Origin of the sequence: Roseisolibacter sp. H3M3-2 (genome assembly GCF_029211165.1) — a bacterium.
Taxonomy (GTDB): domain Bacteria; phylum Gemmatimonadota; class Gemmatimonadetes; order Gemmatimonadales; family Gemmatimonadaceae; genus Roseisolibacter.
In genome coordinates this window covers 1-21,454 of record NZ_JARGEK010000035.1, presented here as the reverse complement: position 1 = coordinate 21,454, position 21,454 = coordinate 1, and the positions used below count along the sequence as shown (strand labels likewise).

16 protein-coding genes and 1 pseudogene are annotated in these 21,454 nt (G+C 74.6%); 15 read left to right on the top strand and 2 right to left on the bottom strand.

Annotated features, from left to right (window positions below; genetic code table 11):
* The 7 genes and pseudogenes from PYV61_RS05335 to wecB all read left to right on the top strand — a co-directional run.
* Positions 1–1,475: pseudogene (locus tag PYV61_RS05335) on the top strand (hypothetical protein); the annotation flags it as partial.
* Between the two features lie 13 nt (positions 1,476–1,488).
* Positions 1,489–3,324, top strand: coding sequence for an asparagine synthase (glutamine-hydrolyzing) (gene asnB / locus PYV61_RS05330; RefSeq protein WP_275829054.1), 1,836 nt, complete (start codon positions 1,489–1,491; stop codon positions 3,322–3,324).
* Positions 3,321–4,481 carry a glycosyltransferase gene (locus PYV61_RS05325; protein WP_275829052.1) on the top strand — a complete coding sequence of 387 codons (1,161 nt, stop codon included), beginning with the start codon at positions 3,321–3,323 and terminating at the stop codon, positions 4,479–4,481. Before asnB (PYV61_RS05330) ends, PYV61_RS05325 begins: the two co-directional genes overlap by 4 nt.
* Positions 4,481–5,392 carry a D-glucuronyl C5-epimerase family protein gene (locus PYV61_RS05320; RefSeq protein WP_275829050.1) on the top strand — a complete coding sequence of 304 codons (912 nt, stop codon included), beginning with the start codon at positions 4,481–4,483 and terminating at the stop codon, positions 5,390–5,392. Before PYV61_RS05325 ends, PYV61_RS05320 begins: the two co-directional genes overlap by 1 nt.
* A 37-nt stretch (positions 5,393–5,429) precedes the next feature.
* Positions 5,430–7,328 carry an asparagine synthase (glutamine-hydrolyzing) gene (asnB, locus tag PYV61_RS05315; RefSeq protein ID WP_275829048.1) on the top strand — a complete coding sequence of 633 codons (1,899 nt, stop codon included), beginning with the start codon at positions 5,430–5,432 and terminating at the stop codon, positions 7,326–7,328.
* Positions 7,329–7,341: 13 nt separating this feature from the next.
* Positions 7,342–8,616, top strand: coding sequence for an oligosaccharide flippase family protein (locus tag PYV61_RS05310; RefSeq protein ID WP_275829045.1), 1,275 nt, complete (start codon positions 7,342–7,344; stop codon positions 8,614–8,616).
* The gene (gene wecB / locus PYV61_RS05305) at positions 8,613–9,704 is read left to right on the top strand and encodes a UDP-N-acetylglucosamine 2-epimerase (non-hydrolyzing) (RefSeq protein WP_275829043.1); all 1,092 of its coding nucleotides are present in this window, start codon (positions 8,613–8,615) and stop codon (positions 9,702–9,704) included. Before PYV61_RS05310 ends, wecB begins: the two co-directional genes overlap by 4 nt.
* Positions 9,705–9,707: 3 nt before the next feature.
* Here wecB and PYV61_RS05300 read toward each other — a convergent pair whose 3' ends face one another.
* Positions 9,708–10,460 (bottom strand): sugar transferase, encoded by a 753-nt coding sequence (locus tag PYV61_RS05300; RefSeq protein ID WP_275829041.1) that lies wholly within the window; start codon positions 10,458–10,460, stop codon positions 9,708–9,710.
* Between the two features lie 212 nt (positions 10,461–10,672).
* Here PYV61_RS05300 and PYV61_RS05295 point away from each other — a divergent pair, with 212 nt between their 5' ends.
* The 6 genes from PYV61_RS05295 to PYV61_RS05270 all read left to right on the top strand — a co-directional run bounded on the left by PYV61_RS05295 (position 10,673) and on the right by PYV61_RS05270 (position 17,721).
* Entirely contained in the window at positions 10,673–11,407 is a 735-nt protein-coding gene (locus PYV61_RS05295; protein WP_275829039.1) for a TylF/MycF/NovP-related O-methyltransferase, read from the top strand.
* Between the two features lie 11 nt (positions 11,408–11,418).
* Positions 11,419–12,561, top strand: coding sequence for a DegT/DnrJ/EryC1/StrS family aminotransferase (locus PYV61_RS05290; protein WP_275829037.1), 1,143 nt, complete (start codon positions 11,419–11,421; stop codon positions 12,559–12,561).
* Complete coding sequence (locus PYV61_RS05285) at positions 12,561–13,415, top strand: transketolase (protein ID WP_275829035.1); 855 nt, start codon at positions 12,561–12,563, stop codon at positions 13,413–13,415. The genes PYV61_RS05290 and PYV61_RS05285 overlap by 1 nt, the downstream gene beginning before the upstream one ends.
* Positions 13,412–14,371, top strand: coding sequence for a transketolase C-terminal domain-containing protein (locus PYV61_RS05280; protein ID WP_275829033.1), 960 nt, complete (start codon positions 13,412–13,414; stop codon positions 14,369–14,371). Before PYV61_RS05285 ends, PYV61_RS05280 begins: the two co-directional genes overlap by 4 nt.
* 186 nt (positions 14,372–14,557) lie before the next feature.
* Complete coding sequence (locus tag PYV61_RS05275) at positions 14,558–16,549, top strand: nucleoside-diphosphate sugar epimerase/dehydratase (RefSeq protein WP_275829031.1); 1,992 nt, start codon at positions 14,558–14,560, stop codon at positions 16,547–16,549.
* On the top strand, positions 16,546–17,721 hold the full coding sequence (locus PYV61_RS05270; protein WP_275829029.1) for a glycosyltransferase: 1,176 nt from the start codon (positions 16,546–16,548) through the stop codon (positions 17,719–17,721). Before PYV61_RS05275 ends, PYV61_RS05270 begins: the two co-directional genes overlap by 4 nt.
* A gap of 25 nt (positions 17,722–17,746) precedes the next feature.
* Here the strand turns inward: PYV61_RS05270 and PYV61_RS05265 are convergent, their stop codons facing one another.
* Positions 17,747–18,646 (bottom strand): sugar transferase, encoded by a 900-nt coding sequence (locus PYV61_RS05265; protein WP_275829027.1) that lies wholly within the window; start codon positions 18,644–18,646, stop codon positions 17,747–17,749.
* Between the two features lie 407 nt (positions 18,647–19,053).
* On the opposite strand from PYV61_RS05265, the gene PYV61_RS05260 reads away from it, so the two are divergent.
* Both PYV61_RS05260 and PYV61_RS05255 read left to right on the top strand, forming a co-directional pair.
* A complete protein-coding gene (locus PYV61_RS05260) occupies positions 19,054–19,653 on the top strand; it encodes a polysaccharide biosynthesis/export family protein (protein WP_275829025.1) in 600 nt (199 codons plus the stop codon).
* The coding region (locus PYV61_RS05255) for a Wzz/FepE/Etk N-terminal domain-containing protein (protein WP_275829023.1) at positions 19,650–21,454 on the top strand (1,805 nt) is incomplete at its 3' end. The genes PYV61_RS05260 and PYV61_RS05255, both read left to right, overlap by 4 nt.

Genomic DNA, 21,454 nt, shown 5'->3' with positions numbered 1-21,454 from the left:
CCGCCCCGTCGCCCGCCTCGTGCGCCGCCCTCGCCCTCGCCGACGGCGCCGAGGCGGCGCGCGAGCTGCGGTCGCTGGTCGACCGCGTGGACGTGGCCGACTCGGAGCTGCTGTACCAGTCGCAGCAGCAGGGGATGGCGCTCGCCGAGGCGGTGGCCCGCTGCGGCACGCGCGCCGAGCGGGACGCGGTGCTGCGCGCGGCGGCGGCGCTGGTGGCCGCGCTGCCGACGGCCGGGCAGATGGCCGAGAAGTCCGCGGTCACGCGCTGGGGGGCCGGTCTCGAGCTGCTCTCCCCCTCGCTCACGCGCCTCCGCCAGCGCCTCGGCGCGCTCCCCTTCTCGGTGGACGGGCTGCCGGTCCCCGGGGGCGAGCCGCGCGGGCGCCGCATCTTCCCGACGCTGGCGGGCGAGCGCGTCGTGGTCATGTCCGAGGTCGAGATGCAGTACGCCTACCTGCTCTCGACGGTGGTGCGCCTGGAGGCCGCCGACGCGGCCGCGGCGTCGCCGGCGGCGGTGCGCGACCTGGCGGCGCTCTACGGCTTCCTGCTGCGCGACAAGGTGCGCTTCTACTGGGACGAGGCGCCGGCGTGGCACTGGAGCGGCCCGTTCCCCGACATGCGCACGCGCGTGCGGGCCAAGCTCGCCGGGCGCGACGCGCGCGTGACCGAGCCCGCGTGGTTCGGCGCGATCATCGACCACGAGCTGCACCTGTTCGGCGTGGCCGCGGACCTCGAGGCGGCGCGGCGCGCGAGCCCGGCGCTGGCCGGGATCACGCCGGTGGCGGACGTCGCGATGCTCCACGAGATCCGCGCGACCGCGCTCGACGTGCTGCGCCGCCGCGTGGCCGGGGGGCCGTCGGGCGACGGCTTCCTGCTCGACTTCGGGCGCTGGACGTCCAACCCGAGCTACGCGTACGCGGGGTGCACGGTCTCGCGCCCGCTCCCCGCGGCGCCGTGCCCCGTGGACTCGGTGGCGACCGACGTCTCGCACGCCCTGCGGTGGCCGTGGTGGCTGCGCAGCCAGGTCGCGTCGTGGCCGGCGGGGAGCGCGCCCGCCGCCGAGGTGGAGGCGTACCGCGGGCGCCTGGCGCGCCAGCTCGCGGTGCGGGTCCTCTACCTCGACTCCGCGGGGCGCCCGCTGACGCGGACGTACATGGACGGGCGCGACGGGTGGTACCGGCTGCGCGAGTTTCCGGACCACCCGTGGGGGAACGGGCCGTCCACGCTCACCGGCTCCATGCGCTACGGCTCGTGGGCGCTGCTCTCCCCGCTCGACGCGCGCATCGCGCGGGCGCATCGCGCGTTCTGCGCCGTCCTCGTCAGCGACGACCCCACCGACGTGACCTTCCGCACCCGATACTACGGCTCCCCCAGCGACCGCCCGGAGCTGGGCGGGCTCGGCGAGACCGACCTGTACGGCCCCGGCTCGCTGTACGCGCTGACGTGCCGCATCGGGCGCGCGTTCGGACTGCACTGACGGGAGGCGGACGATGTGCGGCATCTCCGGCGCGGTCAGCACGCGCGCCGACGCGGACCTCGAGGCGCTGGTGGGGGCGATCGTGCGCGACCAGGACGCGCGCGGCCCCGACGCCCAGAGCGTCCAGGCGTTCGACGGCGGCGGCGCGGCCGTCGTGCTCGGCCACAACCGGCTGAGCATCATCGACGTGCGCCCCGAGGCCAACCAGCCGATGCGGGCGGGTGACCGCGTGCTCGTGTTCAACGGGGAGGTCTACAACTTTCTCGAGCTGCGCGCGGAGCTGGAGGCCGGCGGCGTGCGTTTCGAGACGCGCAGCGACACCGAGGTGGTGCTGGCGGCCTACCGGCGTTGGGGCGCGGACGCCTTCGGCCGCTTCATCGGGATGTTCGCGCTCGCGCTGTACGATTCGGCGGCGCGCGAGCTGGTGCTGGTGCGCGACCGGTTCGGCGTGAAGCCGCTCTACCACTGGACGGACGGCTCGACCTTCGCCTTCGCCTCGACGCCGTCGGTGATCGCGCGCTGGGCCGGGCTGGCCCCGGACCTCGACTACGTCGCGCGCGGGATCCGCTTCAAGTACTACGAGGACGACGGGAGCACGGCGCCGTACGTCGGGCTGTCCGCGCTGGAGCCGTCGCACCTGCTGCGCGTGCGGTGGGCGGACGGGCGCGTGCGGGTCGAGAAGTCGCGCTACTACGACGTCGCCGCCGCCGCCGAGGCGCGCGTCGACGAGCTGGCGCGCCGGAGCGTCGGCGAGCTGGAGGAGGAGCTGCTGACGCTCCTGCGCAGCGCCGTGCGCCTCCGCCAGCGTTCGGACGTGCCGCTCGGCCTCTCGGTCAGCGGCGGGGTGGACTCGTCGAGCATCGCCGCGCTGCTGTCCGAGGAGCTCCCGCGCGTGATCGGCTACACGTACGGGCGCCCCGACGCCGCGGACAGCGAGGGGCCCATGGTGGCGACGCTCGCCGGCGCGACGCACCTGGAGCCGCACTACGTGTGGGTCGACGACCCGCGCGACGTCTCGGAGCTGTTCTGGCGCACGCTGCGCGCGCAGGGGGCGCCGTTCCCGCACGCCAGCATGATGGCGCAGCACGCCGTGTTCCGTGCGGCGCGCGCCGACGGCACCATCGTGCTGCTCGGCGGGCAGGGGGGGGACGAGGCATTCATGGGGTACCGCAAGTTCTACCTCTTCTACGCCCAGTCGATCGTGCGCGAGCGGCGCGTCGGCGCGCTGCCGCACTTCCTGCGCGCGGTGGTCCCGTTCGCGCCGGCGGTGCTGCGGCGCGCCGGGGTCTTCCTCGCCGAGCGCGGGCGGTACACGGGGGCGGCGCAGGGGATGGGGACGCGGCTCGTGCTGCCCCCCGCCGACGGGGCGCACATGGGGCTCGCGCCGGGCGCCGGGACGCGCGAGCGGCAGCGGCTCGACGTCACGCGGTTCAGCCTCCCGACGCTGCTGCGCTACGAGGACCGGAACTCGATGGGGAACAGCATCGAGAGCCGGCTGCCGTTCCTCGACCACCGCGTGATCGAGTTCGGGCTGGCGCTGCAGGAGCGGGTGAAGCTGCGCGACGGCTTCGGGAAGTGGATCCTGCGCGAGGCGATGCGCGGGCGGCTCCCCGACGCGATCCGCGTCAACCGCGACAAGCGCGGCTTCGACGTGAACCAGGAGCGCTGGATCCGCGGCGGGCTGGGCGCCGAGCTGCGCACGGCGCTGCGCGAGCGGCGCGCGGCGGTGGGCCACCTGCTCCCCGCCGGGGAGTCGACGGACGCGCTGTTCTCCGACGACGCGCTGGTGCAGCACCCGCAGGCGTTCAAGGAGGCGGTGAGCCTCCTCTGGCTCGGGGGCCACGCGTGAGCGGTGCGAACGGCGCGGGCGGGCGGCCGCGCGTCGCCCACGTCACGACCGTGCACGGCCCGCGCGACGTCCGGATCTGCCTGAAGGAGGCCGCGACGCTGGCGGCCAACGGGTTCGAGGTGCTGGAGCTCGCGGCGCGCGCGGACCGCGCGGAGGAGGTGCGCGGCGTGCGCATCGTCCCCGTGGGGCGGGCGCGCAACCGCGTCGACCGCTTCACGCGCGTGCTCTGGCGCACCTACCGCGAGGCGCGGCGCTCGGGGGCCTCGGTGTTCCACCTGCACGACCCGGAGCTGCTCCCGCTGGGGTTCGCGCTCAAGCTGCACGGCAAGCGGGTCGTGTACGACGTGCACGAGAACGTGCACCTCGACATCGTCGCCAAGCCGTGGCTCCCGTCGTGGAGCAAGCCGTTCCTCGGCTGGGCCACGCAGGCGGTGGAGGCGCTGGCGGCGCGCGCGTTCGACCAGGTGGTGCCGGCGACCGAGGGAATCGCGGTCCGCTTCCCCCCCGAGAAGACCACCCGGGTGCGCAACGCGCCGTACCTCGCGGAGCTGTACGATCCCGCCACCGCGCGCCCGTTCGCGGAGCGCTCGGCGCGCGTCGCGTACGTGGGCGGGCTCGGGGGGCTCGGGGACCTGAAGGGGGTCGGACTGATGCTGCGGGCGATGGCGGCGCTCCCCCCCGACAGCCCCGTGCGCCTCGTGCTCGGCGGCCCGGAGCCGCACCCGGGCTTCGCCGAGGCGCTGCGCCGCGAGCCGGGGGGCGACCGCGTCGACTACGTGGGGCTGGTCGACCGCGAGCAGCTGCGCGCGATCCTCGACGACGCGATCGCGGGACTCGTGCTCTACCCGCCGATGCCGAACAACGTGGATTCGGAGCCGGTGAAGTTCTTCGAGTTCCTGTCGGCCGCGATCCCCGTGATCTCGAGCGACTTCCCGCTGCTGCGCGGACTGGTCGAGCGCTGGGAGTGCGGGCGCGCCGTGGACGCGATGGACGCCGAGGCGGTGGCGGCGGCCATCGTGGAGCTCGACCGCGACCGCGCGCTCGCCGAGCGGCTGGGGCGGGGCGGGCGCGCGGGGATCGAGCGTGAGTGGAACTGGGAGCAGGAGGGGGACAAGCTGGTCGCCCTCTACCGGCGGCTCACGGCGGGCGGGCGCTGATGCGGAAGTCGCTCGCGCTGATGTGGCACGACGTGCGCGCCTACGCGACCGGGGACGCCGACGTGCGCGCGGCCGACTGGGCCGCCGACCCGTGGCGCTACCCGACCGACTGGTCGGCGCTGCTCCCCCGCGTCGACGAGATGTTCGGCCCGTTCGACGACGCCGGGCTGCCGCTGCAGCCGGCGGGGGGACGCCACCACCACAACCCCAGCCGCATCGCCGGGTGGGCGCTGCTGCTCTGGAACGCGCGCCCGGAGGGGTGGCGCGAGCGCTTCCTGGCGGCGGCGCGCTGGTTCGCCGAGCAGCCCGACGGCCGGTTCGCGTACACGTTCGACGCCGGCCCGATGCGCGCGCCGTGGCTGTCGTGCATCGGGCAGGGGCAGGGGCTCTCGGTGCTCACGCGCGCGGCGGTGGCGACGCGCGACGACGCCTGGCTCGACGCCGCCCGGCGCGCGGTCCCGGTGCTCGGCGTGCCCGTGGCCGAGGGCGGGCTGCTCGACCGGCTCCCCGACGGCTCGCCGTTCCTCGAGGAGTACCCGGGGAGCTACGCGCACGTCCTGAACGGGTGCCTGCACGCGCTGGTCGGGCTGGACGACCTCGCGCGCGCCGGCGACGACGCCGGGGTCGCGCTGCGCGACGCGGTGCTGGCGGCGACCGCGGCCAACGTCGGACGGTGGGACGCCGGCGGGTGGTCCACCTACGACCTCGGGATGCGCGGGCGCGCCCCGAACCTCGCGACTTTGAATTACCACCGGGTGCACGCCATCTTCCTCCGCTATCTCGCCGGGCGGCACGGGCTGGCGCTGCTCGCGGCGGCCGCCGAGCGGTGGGAGGCGGGCGCCGCGCGCCCCGCCGCCCGCGGCAGGGCGCTGCTGGGCAAGCTCCGGTACCGACTGGCCGAGGGGTGGTGAGCCCCCGCGCCCTCCGCCCAGGGCGGACCTCGCATCGATGTGTGGCATCCTCGCGGCGCTGAGCCGCCCCGGCGCGCCGGTCGCGCCCCACGAGCACGTGATGGACGCGCTGCGGCACCGCGGGCCCGACGGCCGCGGCAGCGCGTGCGTGACGCTGCTCGCGGGCGTCGACGCGTCCGACGACGCGCCCGCCGCCTGGCTCGGCCACCTGCGGCTGTCGATCCTCGACCTGTCGGCGCGCGGCGCGCAGCCGATGACGTCGGGCGACGGCCGCTTCGTGGCGACGTACAACGGCGAGATCTACAACTACGTCGAGCTGCGCCGCGAGCTGGAGGCGGACGGGGCGCGGTTCCGCACCGGCACCGACACCGAGGTGCTGATCGAGGCGTGGGCGCGGTGGGGCGAGTCCAGCCTGCGGCGCTTCGAGGGGATGTACGCCTTCGTGCTCGTCGACCGCGCGCGCCGCACGGCGACGCTCGCCCGTGACGCGTTCGGGATCAAGCCGCTCTACTACGCCGAGACCGAGGCCGGGCTGCTGGTGGCGTCGGAGCCGCTGCCGCTCGTGCGGGCCGGACGCCTGGCGCCCGACCTCGACCCGGAGGTCGCGTACGAGTACCTGCGCTTCGGGGCGACGAACGCCAACGACCGCACGCTGCTGCGCGGGGTGCGCGCGCTGCCGCCGGCGTCGGTCGCCACGTTCGACTTCGACGCCGGCGCGCTGCGGGCGCCGCGCACCTACTGGCAGCTGCGCCCGACCGAGCGCGCGATCTCGCTGGCCGACGCCGCCGCCGAGTGCCGCGAGCGGTTCCTGGACAACGTGCGGCTGCACCTGCGCAGCGACGTGCCGGTCGGCGCCGCGCTCTCGGGCGGGATCGACTCCTCGGCGGTGGTGTGCGCGATGCGCCGCCTCGAGCCCGACCTCGACCTGCAGACCTTCAGCTACATCGCGACCGAGGCCGGGAAGTCGGAGGAGCGGTGGGTGGACCTCGTGCACGCGCAGGTCGGCGGCGCGTGCCACAAGATCCGCCCGGCCGCCGAGATGGGCCCGGACGACCTCACGCGGCTGATCAGGCACCAGGGGGAGCCGTTCGGGTCGGCGAGCGTGTACGCGCAGTACCTCGTGTTCGAGCGCGCGCGCCGCGAGGGCGTGACGGTGACGCTCGACGGGCAGGGCGCCGACGAGCTGCTCGCCGGCTACTGGCCGTACGTCGGCACGCGGGCCGCCGAGCTGGCGCGGCGCGGCGACCTCGCCGGGTGCCTGCGGCTGGTGACCCACGCGGCGCCGGGCGCGCGCGGCGTCGCCCACACGTCGATGATGCTCGCACAGGCCGCGCTCCCCCCGGGGCTGCGGCGCCTCGCGCGCGGGCTCGTGCGGCGCGAGGTCTTCCCGTCGTACCTCGACCGGGGGTGGTTCGCCGGCGCCGGCGTGGACGCGGACGCGCTGGCGGAGGACCTCATCGGCCGCCACGCGACGATGAAGGACCACCTCGTGTCGACCGTCGAGCGCGGCTCGCTGCCGAACCTCCTGCGCTACGCCGACCGCAACTCGATGGCGCACTCGGTCGAGAGCCGCGTCCCGTTCCTGACGATGGGGTTCGCCGAGTTCCTGCTGTCGCTGCCGTCCGAGCACCTGCTGTCGCCCGACGGGGAGCGCAAGCACGTCTTCCGCGAGGCGATGCGCGGCATCCTCCCGGAGCCGATCCGCGCGCGCCGCGACAAGATCGGCTTCTTCGCCGACGACGCGCTCTGGCTGCGCCGGCACGCCGACCGCTACGCCGACGTGTGGGAGGAGCTGGCGCGCGAGCCGATGTTCGACGGCGCCGAGCTCCGGACGTTCGTGTCGGGCTTCCACGCCGGGCGCCACGACAAGGCGCAGCTGGTGTGGCGCGCGCTCACCTTCGGGCTCTGGCTGCGCGAGCTGCGGTCCGCCGCGTGACGGGGCGCGCCGCGTGAGGCTGCCGGCTGGCGGGGTGCTGCGCACGATCGCCGGCGTCGGGAGCGCGGCGCTGGCGGCCCAGGCGATCGGCTTCGCGGCGTCCCCGCTCCTCTCGCGGCTGTTCGCGCCCGACGCGTTCGGGCGATTCGGGCTCCTGACCGCGCTCACCAACGTGCTGGCGGTGGTCGCGCTCGTGGGCTCCAACAGCGCGATCTTCGCCGCCGAGTCGCACGACGAGGCGCTGGCGCTGCTGCGCGCCGGGCTGACGGCGCTCGCGCTGGCGCTGCTGCCGTGCGCCGCGGCGGCGCTGGCGCTCATCGCCTTCGGCTGGTTCGGCTACGGGGCGCTCGAGCCCTGGCACGCCGCGCTGGTCGGGCTGCACGTCGCGGTGCTGGGCGCGACCACGCTGCTCCAGCCGTGGCTCGCGCGCCGCCAGCGCTACCGTGCGCTCGCCCGCTCGCACCTCACGCTCGGCCTGCTCCGGCCCGGCGGCCAGGTCGCACTCGGCGCGGCCCGGCTCGGGTTCCCGGGGCTCGCGTTCGGCGAGATCGCCGCCCGCGCCGCCGTCACCGCGTCGATGGCGCACGCGGTCGCCGACGACCTGCGCGACGCCTGGGCGCTGACCGCGGCCGAGGTGCGCGCCGCGCTGCGGCGGCGCCGGCACTTCGTGGTGTTCGGGACGGCGACCAACCTGGCCAACAACGTCGGCACCGCGCTCCCGCCAGTGCTCGTGACGATGGGCTACGGGGTGCAGGCGGCCGGGCTGTTCACGCTGACGTCGCTGGTGATGACGGCGCCCATCGGGCTGGTGCAGAAGGCGGTGGGCGACGTGTTCATCGGGCACTTCGTCGAGCGCTTCGCCGCCGACCGGACGGCGGCGGTCGCGTTCCTCCTGCGCGTGGCGGCGGCGCTGTTCGGCGTCGCGCTGCTCGGCGGGCTCGTGATCGTGCTCGCCGCCGAGCCGCTGTTCGCGCTCGTGTTCGGCGAGTCGTGGCGCCCCGCCGGCGCGCTGGCCGCGCGGCTGGTGCCGCTGTTCGTGGCCGACTTCACGGTCGGCACCGTGAGCGGCGTGGTCGGCGTCGCCAACCGCCCGCAGTGGAAGCTGGTCTTCGACGCGCTGCGCGTCGGGGGGCTCGCGAGCGCGTCGCTGGTCGCGGCGCGCCTCGACCTCCCGCTGGCCGGCCTCGTCACCCTCTTCGCGTGGACGGGGGTGCTCGCGTACCTCGTCTACGCGGTCCTCATCCGGCGCGCCGTGCTCGCGCCGCGCCCCCCGAGCCCCGCCCCATGAAGATCTGCTCCGTCATCGGCGCCCGCCCGCAGTTCGTGAAGGCCGGCGCCGTCTCGCGCGCCCTCAAGCAGGACGGCCGCATCGAGGAGGTGCTGATCCACACCGGGCAGCACTACGACTTCAACATGTCGGAGGTGTTCTTCCGCGAGTTCGACCTCGCGGCGCCCCGGCACAATCTCGGCGTGGGCTCCGGGCGCCACGGCGCGCAGACCGGCAAGATGCTCGAGGGGCTGGAGGAGGTCTTCCTGTCCGAGCGCCCCGACCTCGTGCTGGTCTACGGCGACACCAACTCGACGCTCGCCGGCGCGCTGGCGGCGGCCAAGCTGCACGTGCCGATCGCGCACGTGGAGGCCGGGCTGCGCTCGTTCAACCGCGCGATGCCGGAGGAGATCAACCGCATCGTCGCCGACGGGGTCTCGGACGTGCTCTTCGCGCCGACCGACGTCGCCGCCGCGCAGCTGCGCAGGGAGGGGCACCCCGAGGAGCGCATCGTCTGGACGGGCGACGTCATGTACGACGCCGCGCTGATGACGGCCGACGTGGCGCGCTCGCGCAGCCGCGTGCTCGACGCGCTCGGGCTGCAGGACGGCGGCTACTACCTCGCCACGGTGCACCGCGCCGAGAACACCGACGACGTCCGCCGGCTGGCGTCGATCGTCGAGTCACTCGCGACGGTGGCCGAGACGCACCCGGTCGTGCTCCCGCTGCACCCGCGCACCCGGGCCGCGCTCGAGCGCAGCGGGCTGCTGGCGCGCGCCGAGCAGGCGCTGCGCCTCGTCGAGCCGGTCGGCTTCGTCGACATGGTGCGCCTCGAGATGGGGGCGCTGGCGGTCGCGTCCGACTCGGGCGGCGTGCAGAAGGAGGCGTTCTTCTACGGCGTGCCGTGCTTCGTGCTGCGCGACGAGACCGAGTGGGTCGAGCTGGTCGACGCGGGGTGGAACACGCTCGTCCCGCCGGGCGACGCGGCCGCGATGGCGACGGTCATGCTCGCCCGCGACGCCAGCCGCCGCCGCGAGGTGCGCCCCTACGGCGACGGCAACGCGTCCGGGGTGATCGTCGCCGAGCTGGCGCGCCGCCTCGGCGCCTGACGCTCACCCCCCGGCGGCGACCGCGTCCTCGAGCTCGAAGACGCGGGCCGCCCCCGGCGCCGCGCCGGCGGGGACCGGCCCCTGCCGGCGGCAGACCTCGATGAGCCGCGGGTCGGCGCCCAGCGCCTCGAGGATGGCCACGACGCCGCGCAGCGCGCGCGGCTTGTCGACGATCGCCACCGCCGTCAGCCAGACGATGCGCAGGTCGAGCAGGACCGACGGGTGCTGCCCGTAGAGCAGCCCGAGGCGGCTCTTCCACGGCCGGATCACCTGGTTGTACTTCAGGTCCGCGTGCTCCGCGCCCGCCAGGATCTGCCCCTCGTCCGAGAACACGATCGACGAGAGGTCGGTGATGCCGGGCTTCATGTCGAGCAGCCGCATCTCCTCCGGGGTGTAGAGGTCCACCCCCCAGGCGCGGGTGTTCGGGCGCGGCCCGACGACGCTCATGTCGCCGCGGAAGACGTTCAGGAACTGCGACAGCTCGTCGACCTTCCAGCGGCGGATGAAGTGGCCGAGCGGGGTGATGCGGCGGTCGCCGGCGCTGGTCGAGTTGACCCCCGAGCGGTCGGCGTTCACGACCATCGAGCGGACCTTCATCATCGTGAACTCGCGCCCGCCGCGCCCGACCCGGGGCGCGCGGTAGAACGGGTCGTGCCGGTCCTGCCGCCAGACGAGGAACAGGATGACGAGCAGGAACGGGCCGGCGACGAGCAGGACCAGCGCGGAGAACAGCAGGTCGAACAGGCGCTTCTTCACGATCGGCGGGAGTCGCGTGGGGAGGCCGCGCGTCGGTGCGGCGGCGATCCCGATAGGCTAGGAAGCCCCGATCGGCTCTGTCAACCGCGCGTGACGCCGCGACTTGCGTGACGGCGCTCACCGGCGGGCCGGTTGAGCCGTGCTCCGGGACCGGGTAGGTTGCGCGGTCGGCCCCGTCCGCCGGCCGCAGACCTCAGTACCCGTCCCGATCCGTGAAGAAATTCCGCACCGCCGCCGAGCAGGAGGTCGGCCCGAACATCGCGCGCATCTTCGAGGCCTGTCCCGACCCGGTCGAGACCAAGCTCGAGAACTTCCCCAAGTACGTCCGGCGCCAGCACCTCAAGCGCTTCCTGGCGATGTACGAGATCTTCAAGCTCGTGCTGCCGGTGAAGGGCTCGGTGGTCGAGTGCGGGGTGTTCAAGGGCTTCGGCACGATGTCGTGGGCGAAGCTGAGCGCGATGCTGGAGCCGGAGAACCTGACGCGGCGGATCTACGGATTCGACACCTTCGCCGGGTTCCCGAGCGTCCACGCGAAGGACGCCACGGCGGTCGCCGAGGTGACGCCGGGGGGGCTGTTCGCCGACTCGCACGACGAGCTGCAGGCGCTGGTCCAGGAGTACGACCGCGACCGCTTCCTGGGGCACGTGGACAAGGTCCACCTCATCAAGGGGGACGTGGTCGAGACGATCCCGCCCTTCCTGGCGGCGCACCCCCACCTGGTGGTGAGCCTGCTGTTCCTCGACATGGACCTGTACGAGCCCACCAAGGCCGCGCTCCAGCACTTCGTGCCGCGCATGCCCAAGGGGGCCGTGCTCGCGTTCGACGAGCTCGACAATCCGATGTGGCCCGGCGAGACGCTCGCCGTGCTGGAGGAGGTCGGGATGGGGCGGCTCCGCCTGGAGCGCCTCCCCTGGGACCCCTACATCGCGTACGCCGTCCTCGACTGATCCTTCCTCAGATGGCCATCTCGGACACCGCCGCCGTGCCGGCGCGCACGATCCCGTTCTTCAACTACCGCGCGGCCTTCACGGCGAACGAGCGCGAGTACCTCGAGATGATCTCCGGGATCATCCGCCGCGGCGCGTTCATCCAGCAGCAGGAGCTGGTGGACTTCGAGCGCCACCTCGCCGAGTACCTCGGGGTGAAGCACGCGATCGGCGTCGGGAACGCGACCGACGGGCTGATCATGGCCTTCCGCGCGGCCGGGCTCGGGCCCGGCGACGAGGTGATCTTCCCGTCGCACACGATGGTCGCCTCGCCGGCGTCGGCCGCCCACACCGGGGCCACGCCGGTCCCGGTCGACATGGGGCCGGACCACCTGATCGACCCGGCGGCCATCGAGGCGGCGATCACGCCGCGCACCCGCGCGATCCTCCCCGTGCACCTCAACGGGCGGACGTGCGCGATGGACCCGATCCTCGAGATCGCGGAGCGCCACGGGCTCATGATCCTCGAGGACGCCGCGCAGGCCCTCGGCTCCCGGTACAAGGGGAAGTACGCGGGGACCTTCGGGGTGGCGTCGGCGATCAGCTTCTACCCCGCCAAGATCCTCGGCTGCTTCGGCGACGGCGGCGCGGTGATCACCGACGACGACGAGATCGCGCGCAAGGTCCGCCTGCTGCGCGACCACGGGCGCAACGAGGAGGGGGAGGTGGAGTGCTGGGGGCTCAACTCCCGCCTCGACAACCTCCAGGCGGCGGTGCTCGACTTCCAGTTCGCCGACTACGACGCGACGATCGTGGCCCGCCGCCGCGCGCTGGCGGCCCGCTACGACGCGGCGCTGCGCGACCTGACGGAGCTGGTGCTGCCGGCGGCCCCCGGGGCCGACCCCGACCACCACGACGTCTTCCAGAACTACGAGATCGAGGCCGACCGCCGTGACGACCTGCGCGCGTTCCTCAAGGACCGCGGCGTCGGGACGCTGATCCAGTGGGGCGGCAAGGCGGTGCACCAGTTCAAGGGGCTCGGCTACGGCGACGTCTCGCTCCCGCGCACCGAGCGGTTCTTCGAGCGCTGCCTCATGCTGCCGATGAACATGATGGTGACCGACGAGGACGCGGACTACGTGGCGGCCACCGTCCGCGAGTTCTACGGGCGCTGATGACGGCGGCGACACCGGTCGCGGCGGGCGTACCCGCCGCGACCACGGAGGAGCTGGCGCTGCGCATCCGGCGCCACGCGCTGCGGATGACCAGCACGGGCGGCAGCTCGCACGTCGGCGCCGTCTTCTCCATGGCGGACCTGGTCGCGGTGCTCTACGGCCACACGCTGCGCGTCGACCCGGCGCGTCCGGACTGGCCCGACCGCGACCGCTTCATCCTCAGCAAGGGGCACGCGGGCGCCGGCGTCTATGCCGCGCTCGCCGAGCGCGGCTTCTTCCCCGTGGAGTGGCTGTCGCGCCACTACCAGGACGGCTCGCTCCTCAGCGGACACGTCTCGCACAAGGGGATCCCCGGCGTGGAGTTCTCGACCGGGTCGCTGGGGCACGGGCTCCCGGTCGCGACGGGGATGGCGCTGGCCGGGAAGCTCGACGCGCGCGGGCACCGCGTGTTCGCCCTGCTGAGCGACGGCGAGTGCGACGAGGGGTCGAACTGGGAGGCGATCCTGTTCGCCGCCCACCACCGGCTCGACAACCTCGTGGTGGTCGTCGACTACAACAAGATCCAGAGCCTGGCGCCGGTGGCCGAGACGCTCGCGCTGGAGCCGTTCGCCGACAAGTGGCGGGCGTTCGGGTGGGCGGTGCGCGAGGTGGACGGCCACGACCACGCCGCGCTCCGCAAGACGTTCGACGCGCTCCCCGCCGAGCCCGGCCGTCCCACCGTCGTGCTCGCGCACACGGTGAAGGGGAAGGGGGTCTCGTTCATGGAGCACTCGGTGCTCTGGCACTACCGCACGGCGCGCGGCGACGAGTTCGACGCCGCGTGGACCGAGCTGGACACCGAGGGGGACGCGTGAGGGACGCCTTCATCGCGCGTCTGACCGAGCTCGCCGCCACCGATCCGCGCGTCATGCTGGTCACCGGCGACCTCGGCTTCGGCGTGCTGACCGACTTCGCGAAGCGCTTCCCCCGGCAGTTCCTGAATGCCGGGGTCGCCGAGCAGAACATGACCGGGCTCGCGACCGGGCTCGCGCTCGAGGGGCGGATCGTCTTCACCTATTCGATCGCGAACTTCCCGACGCTCCGGTGCCTGGAGCAGATCCGGAACGACGCCGCCTACCACGGCGCGTCCGTGAAGGTGGTGGCCGTGGGCGGCGGCTTCAGCTACGGGGCCCTCGGCATGTCGCACCACGCGACCGAGGACATCGCCATCCTGCGCAGCATCCCCGACGTCACGGTGGTGTGCCCTGGCGACGACTGGGAGGCGGCGGAGGCGACGACCGCCATCACGGCGCTGCCGGGGACGGCCTACCTGCGCCTCGACCGTGCCGGGGCGGGGAACGCCGCCCCCGACGGCGAGACCTTCGCGCTCGGCCGGAGCCGTCGCCTGCGCGAGGGGGAGGATGTGACCCTGGTGGCGACGGGAGGTATCCTCGGTGTGGCGCTGCGGGCGGCCGATCAGCTCGCAACCGAGGGGGTGCGGTGCCGGGTGCTGAGCATGCACACGATCGCTCCGCTGGATCAGGCGGCGCTGCTCGCGGCGTCGCGCGAGACGGGCGGGGTGGTCACGATCGAGGAGCACTCGGTGATCGGCGGGCTCGGCGGTGCGGTGGCGGAGTGCCTGCTGGAATCGGGCGCAGCGCCGGCGCGGTTCGCCCGGGTCGGGCTGCGCGCCGGGTTCTCGTCGATCGTCGGCTCGCAGGACTACCTCCGGTCGCACTACGGCCTCGACGTCCCGGCGGTCGTGGCCACGGTGCGGAAGCTGCTCGGGGCTCCCGATGTGGCGGTCCGGGGTATGCCGTCGTCCGCGTGATGCAGGTCACACCGTCTCACCACCGAGAGATTTCCGGGCGGCGCTGAGCCGCCCCCGGCACGCTATGCTTCGCGGGTGGCACGCGGCGGCCGCCCCACGGGCGGCCCGCCGCCTCGTCGCGCCGGGCGCCGTGCCGTCGATGCCGACGGTCGCCGTCCCCCCGCACCTTCGCTTCACCTCCTGTTGATGCTCGGCCACCTCCGAAACCGCTACCTCCTCGTACTCGACGCGCTCGCGCTCCCGGCCGCGGCGCTGCTCGCGTACATGGTGCGGTTCGAGGGGCTCGACTGGCCGACGGCGCACGTCCAGAGCGCGGTGCTGTTCGTGCTCGTCGTGGTGCCGCTTAAGCTGGCCGTGATGTGGGCGCTGGGGCTCTACCAGCGCATGTGGCGCTACGCGAGCACCCCCGACCTCGAGGTGCTGGCCACGTCGAGCCTCGGCTCGACGGTCGTCGGCGTGGTGGTGGGGCTGGTGCTGGTCCCGGCGCTGTTCGACGACGGGACGCGGGTGCCGGTCTCGGTGGTCGCGCTCGACGCGCTGCTCGGCAGCGTGCTGGTCGCCGCGCCGCGCCTGTGGGTGCGCGTGCGGACGCGCCGCCGCCGCCCGTCGGAGACCGCCCGGCGGGTGCTGGTGGCCGGCGCCGGCGCCGGCGGGTCGCTGATCGTCCGCGAGCTGCTCGACAACCCGCAGCTCCGCCTGGTGCCGGTCGCCTTCGTGGACGACGACCCGGCCAAGCGGAAGCGCGGGCTGCACGGCATCCCCGTCGTCGGCGCGCTCGACGACCTGGCGGCGGCGGCCGAGCGGATGGCGATCGACGAGGTGGTCATCGCGATGCCGTCGGCGCCCGGCCAGGTCGTGCGACGCGTCGTCAAGGCGGCCGGCGAGGCGGGGATCCCCGCGCGCATGGTGCCCGGGCTCTTCGAGCTGATCGACGGGCGCAAGTCGGTGAGCGGGCTCCGCGAGGTCAACATCGAGGACCTGCTGCGCCGGGAGCCCGTGCGCACCGACCTGGCGCAGGTGCGGACGCTCGCCGAGGGGCGCACAGTGCTGGTCACCGGCGCCGGCGGCTCCATCGGCAGCGAGCTGTGTCGGCAGCTGGCGCGCCTCAACCCGAGCCGCATCGTGGCGGTCGGGCGCGGCGAGAACTCGATCTTCGAGCTGCTGCAGGACCTGACCCGCCTGGCGCCCGACGTCCCGGTGTCGCCGGTGATCGCCGACGTGCGCGACGTCGAGCGGATGGACCGGCTGTTCCGGCAGTACTCGCCCTCGACGGTCTTCCACGCCGCGGCGCACAAGCACGTCCCGCTGATGGAGCAGAACGTCGCCGAGGCGCTGCTCAACAACGTGTACGGCACGCAGGTCGTCGCCGAGCTGTCGTACCGCTACGGCGCGGACCGCTTCGTCCTGATCTCGAGCGACAAGGCGGTCCGTCCGTCGAGCGTCATGGGCGCGACCAAGCGGCTCGCCGAGGGCGTGGTGCAGCGCTACGCCGGCGCGCCCGGCCGCCACTTCGTCTCGGTACGCTTCGGCAACGTGCTCGGAAGCCGCGGCAGCGTGATCCCGACCTTCCTCCGCCAGATCCAGGCGGGGGGGCCGGTGACGATCACGCACCGCGAGATGCGCCGCTACTTCATGACGATCCCCGAGGCCGTGCAGCTGGTGCTGCAGGCGGGGATCCTCGCGGAGGACAGCGAGGTCTTCGTGCTCGACATGGGCGAGCCGGTGCTGATCTACGACCTGGCGCGCGACGTCATCCGGCTGTCGGGGCTCGAGGTCGGGACGGACATCGAGATCCGCGAGACCGGCATCCGCCCCGGCGAGAAGCTCTACGAGGAGCTGTTCTTCGACGCCGAGCACGCGAGCCCGACGTCGCACCCGAAGGTCCTGCGGGCGAAGCACGCCGAGCTGCCGCTCGCCAACGCCGAGACGCTCGAGGAGATGTACGCGCTGGCCGCCTCGGGCGCGACGAACGACGAGGTGCGGGTCGCGATCAAGCGGCTGGTGCCCGAGTTCACCGGCGGCTCGGCGACCGAGTCGCCGCGGGCGGTCGAGGCGCCGCGCCAGCGCGAGACCAGCCGCCACGGCCGCCGGCTGGGCGGGGTCCACGCGCGCGGCGCGCCGCCGGCCGCCATCGTCGCCGCCCGCGGGGCCGCGCCGGAGGGCGTGGACGAGCTGTGAAGGTCGCGGTCGTCCACGAGTGGCTGACGACCTACGCGGGCTCGGAGCGGGTGCTGGAGCAGATGCTGGCGGTGCTCCCCGACGCCGACGTCTTCGCGGTCTGCGACTTCCTCCCCGAGCGCGAGCGCGCCTTCCTCGGCGGGCGCCCGGTCCGGACCACGTTCGTCCAGCGGCTCCCGCTCGCCCGGTCGCGCTACCGCACCTGGCTCCCCGTGATGCCGTTCGCGATCGAGCAGGTGGACCTCACCGGGTACGACCTGGTCGTGTCGAGCAGCCACGCGGTGGCGAAGGGGGTGCTGACCGGGCCGGACCAGCTCCACCTGTGCATGTGCTACTCGCCCATCCGATACGCCTGGGACCTGCAGCACCAGTACCTGCGGCAGGCGGGGCTCGGCTGGGGGCCGACGGGGCTCGCCGCGCGGCTGATGCTGAAGCGGCTGCGCGACTGGGACGCCCGCTCGGCCAACGGCGTCGACTCCTTCATCGGGATCTCCGAGTTCGTCGGGCGGCGCATAAGGAAGGTCTACCGCCGCGGCTCGACGGTGATCTACCCGCCCGTCGACGTGGGCGCCTTCACCCCGGCGGGCGAGCGCGAGGACTACTACGTCACGGCGTCGCGCATGGTCCCGTACAAGTGCGTGGACCTGATCGTCGAGGCGTTCCGCGACCTCCCCGACCGCAAGCTGGTCGTGATCGGCGACGGGCCGCAGATGCCGCTGGTCCGGAAGAAGGCGGGGCCGAACGTCACGCTGCTCGGCCACCAGCCGTTCCCCGAGCTGCTGCGCTGGCTGCGCGGCGCGCGCGCCTACCTGTTCGCGGCGGTCGAGGACTTCGGCATCGCGCCGCTGGAGGCGCAGGCCGTGGGGACGCCGGTCATCGCGTACGCCGGCGGCGCGCTCCCCGAGACGATCCCGGGGCTCGACGCTCCAGAGCCGTGCGGCGTGCTGTACGACGCGCAGACGCCGGCCGGGATCCGCGACGGCGTGCTGGCCTTCGAGGCGGCGCGGGGGCGCATCTCGCCCGACGCCTGCCGCCGCAACGCGCTGCGCTTCTCGCCCGAGCGCTTCCGCCGCGACTTCGCGGACTTCGTCGCCCGCGAGTGGGCGATCTTCGACGACGAGCTGCGTCGCCCTGAGCGCGCGGCCTCCGGGGCGGCCGCGGCGCGGGACTGAGCCCGCGCCGTCGGCCGGGCGCGCCTCAGTGCGCGCCGTGCTGCTGCAGGACGACGCCGACGGTGCGGACGAGGATGCGCAGGTCCTCGGCGACCGTCCACGAGCGGGCGTAGGCCAGCTCGATGTCCGCGCGCTCGGGGTAGTTCACCGAGCTGCGCCCCTGCACGGCCCAGGCGCCCGTGATGCCGGGGCGGACCGAGAGGAGGACGTCGCGGGCGGCGCCGTAGTGCTCCAGCTCCCGCTCGACGACCGGCCGCGGGCCGACGAGCGACATGTCGCCCTTCAGCACGTTGAATAGCTGCGGCAGCTCGTCGAGGCTGGTCGAGCGCAGGAAGCGGCCGAAGCGGGTGACGCGCGGGTCGCAGTCCACCGGGATCTTGTAGCCGTTGCGCTCGTAGGTGCGGCGGAGCGTGCCGTCGACCTCCAGGCGGCTCTCGGCGTCCGTGCACATCGTGCGGAGCTTGTAGCACCCGAAGGCGCGCCCGTGCCGGCCGACGCGGCGCTGCACGAACAGGGCGGGGCCGCGCGAGTCCATGCGGATCAGGACCGCGAGCACGACCAGCACGGGGAGGGCGAGCAGGATGCCCGCCGCCGCCCCGACCACGTCGAGGGCGCGCTTGGCGCTCTCCTGCCAGGGCGCGATGCGCGGCAGCGAGCCGACGACGAGCGCCAGCTCGTCGCGCGGGACGTCGCGCTGGACCTCGCGCGCCACGTCGCGCGGGACGGCGCCCAGCGCCTCCGCCTCCCAGTCGGTCGCGCGCGCGACGAGCGCCGCCTGCATCTGCAGCGCCGGCTCGTGGAGCGCGGTGGCCAGCGCGGCGCCCTGCTCGGCGACGCCGAGGCGGCGGGTCGCGGTCGCGACCCCCTCGGGGGCGACGACGGACCGGGCCTGGGCGGAACGGGCGCGCAGCGTACGACTCGGCATTCAGTGGGGGGTGCCAGGACAGCCTTGGGCGTAGCGCACGTGCCCGCCGCCCGCGCCTGCCGTAGACGCGGACGCCGCGGGTGTGGCGACGGGCGAAACGTAATGGGACCGGTGAAGGACGACCAGCGACGAACGGACGCTCGCCCGCACGCCGCGCCGCCCGATCCGGTGACCCACGCCACCGGACAACGCGGCCCACCACGTCTCGGGTTGCAGCCCCCGAACGGGAGCCGTTAGGATCAATCTGCGACCGGTAGTCCTACGGCTGTACCCGCCGAGGCGGATGCGGTCACGACGCGCCCCATCCTCCCGAGCCTCGTCCGACCGTGAGCGGCATCGCCCACCATCCCAGAACCCGCACGACGCGCCGGCGTGGCGGAATCACGGCCGCGCTCGCGCTGGTCGCCGTGACGACGGTCACGCCCGCCCTCGCGCAACCGACCGCCCCGCCGGCGGCGGCGCCGGCCGCCGTCGAGGCGCCGATCGGGCTCGGCGACAAGGTCGTGCTGAAGGTCTGGCGGGAGCCGACCTGGAGCGACGCCTTCCCGGTGGACCCCACGGGGGACGTCGTGCTCCCGCGGATCGGCCGCATGCGGGTCGTCGGGATGATCCCGAGCGCGCTCGAGGACACGGTGCGGACCCGGCTGGCCGCCTACCTGCGCGACCCGAACGTCGACCTGATCGTGCTGCGCCGCGTCGCGGTGCTCGGCGCGGTCAACAAGCCCGACGTGCTGTTCGTCGAGCCGGTCACGACGCTGCAGGACGTGATCGCGCAGGCGGGCGGGCTCGCCGAGGACGGCGACCCCAACCGTATCGAGATCCTGCGCAACGGCGAGCGCGTGCCGGTCGGCCGCTGGAAGGACGTCGCGTCGCGCCCCGCCGAGAACGTGCTGTCGGGCGACCAGGTGGTGGTGGGGCGCAAGAACTGGCTGTCGCGCAACGCGCTCGCCGCGGTGTCGTCGGTGGCCGTGGCGGCGTCGGTGCTCCTGTCGGCGCTGGCGCGATGAGCGGCACCCTCGTCCCGAGCGGGCGCGGCGCGCTCGAGCCGCTGCCGGGCGCGACGCGCACCGTGGCGGCGGGCGCCGACGTGGTCGATGTCGGGGAGCTGGTCCAGGGGCTGCGCCGCGGGTGGCGCGGGATCGCGCTGGCGGCGCTGCTCGGGGTAGCCGCCGCCGGCGCCGTCCTGGCCTGGGCGCCGCGCCGCTACGAGGGCGCCGCCACGGTGCTCCTCCGATCGGCGCAGGACGCCGGCGGCTCGCTGCTCGGCCGCCTGGGCGTCCCCGCCGAGCTGGCGCCGGGCGGGCTCGGCTCGGCGCTCAAGTCGCCGATGGAGACCGAGCTCGAGATCCTCGCGTCCAACTCCGTGATCGGGCGCGTGAGCGACTCGCTCGGGCTGCAGGTCCGGGTGCTGTCGCCGGCGGGGCGCGCGCCGTGGACGCTGCTCGCGCCGCGCGCGTACGCCGGGAGCTTCCGCAAGGTGAAGCTCACCTTCGAGCGCGAGGGAGCCGGCTACCGCGTGCGCGGCCGCGGGGTCGACGGCGTCGTGTCGCCCGCCGCGCCGCTGACCACGTCGTACGGGACGCTGGCGCTGGCGCCGGGCGCGCTGCCCCCGGCCTTCGAGGTGCAGCTCCTCGACCGCGAGGACGCGCTGGAGCGGCTGCGCAAGCGCGTGGGCGTGGACAAGACCGGCGGCGAGGTGGCCAGCGTGGCGTTCGCGGCGCCCGACTCGCTGTCGGCGGCGGCGGTGCCGAACGCGATCGTCGAGGCCTACCTGCAGCGCCGGCGCACGACCGACCGCGGCGTGAACCAGCACCGCGCGGAGTTCGTGTCGGCGCAGGTGGACAGCGTGTCGCGCCAGCTCGCGGCCGCCGAGCAGGCGCTGCGCGAGTACCAGGAGCGCAGCGGCGTCGTCGATCCCAAGCTGGTGGGGGAGATCGACCTCGAGGCGGCGAGCAAGGTGCGCGAGCTGCTGGCCGCCAACGCGGTCGAGGGCGTGGCGCTCGACCAGCTGCTGCGGCAGGTCGGCGCCGGCTCGATGAGCGCGCGGCAGCTGGCGGCGTACCCGAGCTTCCTCCGCAGCGGCGCGGTCAACGAGCTGCTGGCCCAGCTGGCCAAGCTCGAGACCGAGCGCGCCGAGCTGCTGGAGCGGCGCACCGAGGCCGACCCCGAGGTCGTCGCGCTCACGCAGCGCGCGTCTGACCTCGAGCGGCAGCTGCAGCCGCTCGGCGCGGCGTACGCGCAGTCGCTCGAGCGGCAGCGCGCGGAGCTGCAGTCGCAGGCGTCGCGCTTCGAGGCGTCGCTGGAGACGCTGCCCGCGTCGGCGCAGGAGTTCGCGCGCCGCGAGCGCGAGGTGCGCCGGCTGGCGCAGACCGGGCTGGCGCTGCAGACGCAGCTGCTCGACGCCCGGCTGGCGGCGATCGGCGAGGGCGGGGAGGTGCGCCAGATCGACGACGCGCTCGTGCCGAAGAAGGCCGCCTTCCCGCGGCCGGTGCCCACGCTCGCGGCGGGGCTCGGCGGCGGCGCGGTCGTCGGCGTGCTGCTGGTGCTCGGCGTCGCGTTCTTCTCGCCGCGCGTCGCCGGCCCGACCGAGGCGGCGCGGCTCGTGGGCGCGCCCGCCACCACGATCGGCGCGGCCAGCCCGCTGTTCGTGGCGATGGTGCGCCGCCAGGGCGCGTTCACGGTGGTGCCGCTCGACGACGCGGCCGCGGGCGAGAAGGTCGCGCGCTGGCTCGCCGGCCCCGCGTCGACGAACGGGAGCGGCGCGCACGCCGCGGTGCTGGCCGCCGAGCCGGAGCCGGCCGCGGTCAT

What these genes read in the sequence shown, in the direction of transcription:
- asnB (WP_275829054.1), top strand. Translation starts at nt 1,489, where the DNA reads ATGTGCGGCATCTCCGGCGCGGTCAGCACGCGCGCCGACGCGGACCTC.
- PYV61_RS05320 (WP_275829050.1), top strand. Translation starts at nt 4,481, where the DNA reads ATGCGGAAGTCGCTCGCGCTGATGTGGCACGACGTGCGCGCCTACGCG.
- asnB (WP_275829048.1), top strand. Translation starts at nt 5,430, where the DNA reads ATGTGTGGCATCCTCGCGGCGCTGAGCCGCCCCGGCGCGCCGGTCGCG.
- wecB (WP_275829043.1), top strand. Translation starts at nt 8,613, where the DNA reads ATGAAGATCTGCTCCGTCATCGGCGCCCGCCCGCAGTTCGTGAAGGCC.
- PYV61_RS05290 (WP_275829037.1), top strand. Translation starts at nt 11,419, where the DNA reads ATGGCCATCTCGGACACCGCCGCCGTGCCGGCGCGCACGATCCCGTTC.
- PYV61_RS05285 (WP_275829035.1), top strand. Translation starts at nt 12,561, where the DNA reads ATGACGGCGGCGACACCGGTCGCGGCGGGCGTACCCGCCGCGACCACG.
- PYV61_RS05275 (WP_275829031.1), top strand. Translation starts at nt 14,558, where the DNA reads ATGCTCGGCCACCTCCGAAACCGCTACCTCCTCGTACTCGACGCGCTC.
- PYV61_RS05265 (WP_275829027.1), bottom strand. Translation starts at nt 18,646, where the DNA reads ATGCCGAGTCGTACGCTGCGCGCCCGTTCCGCCCAGGCCCGGTCCGTC.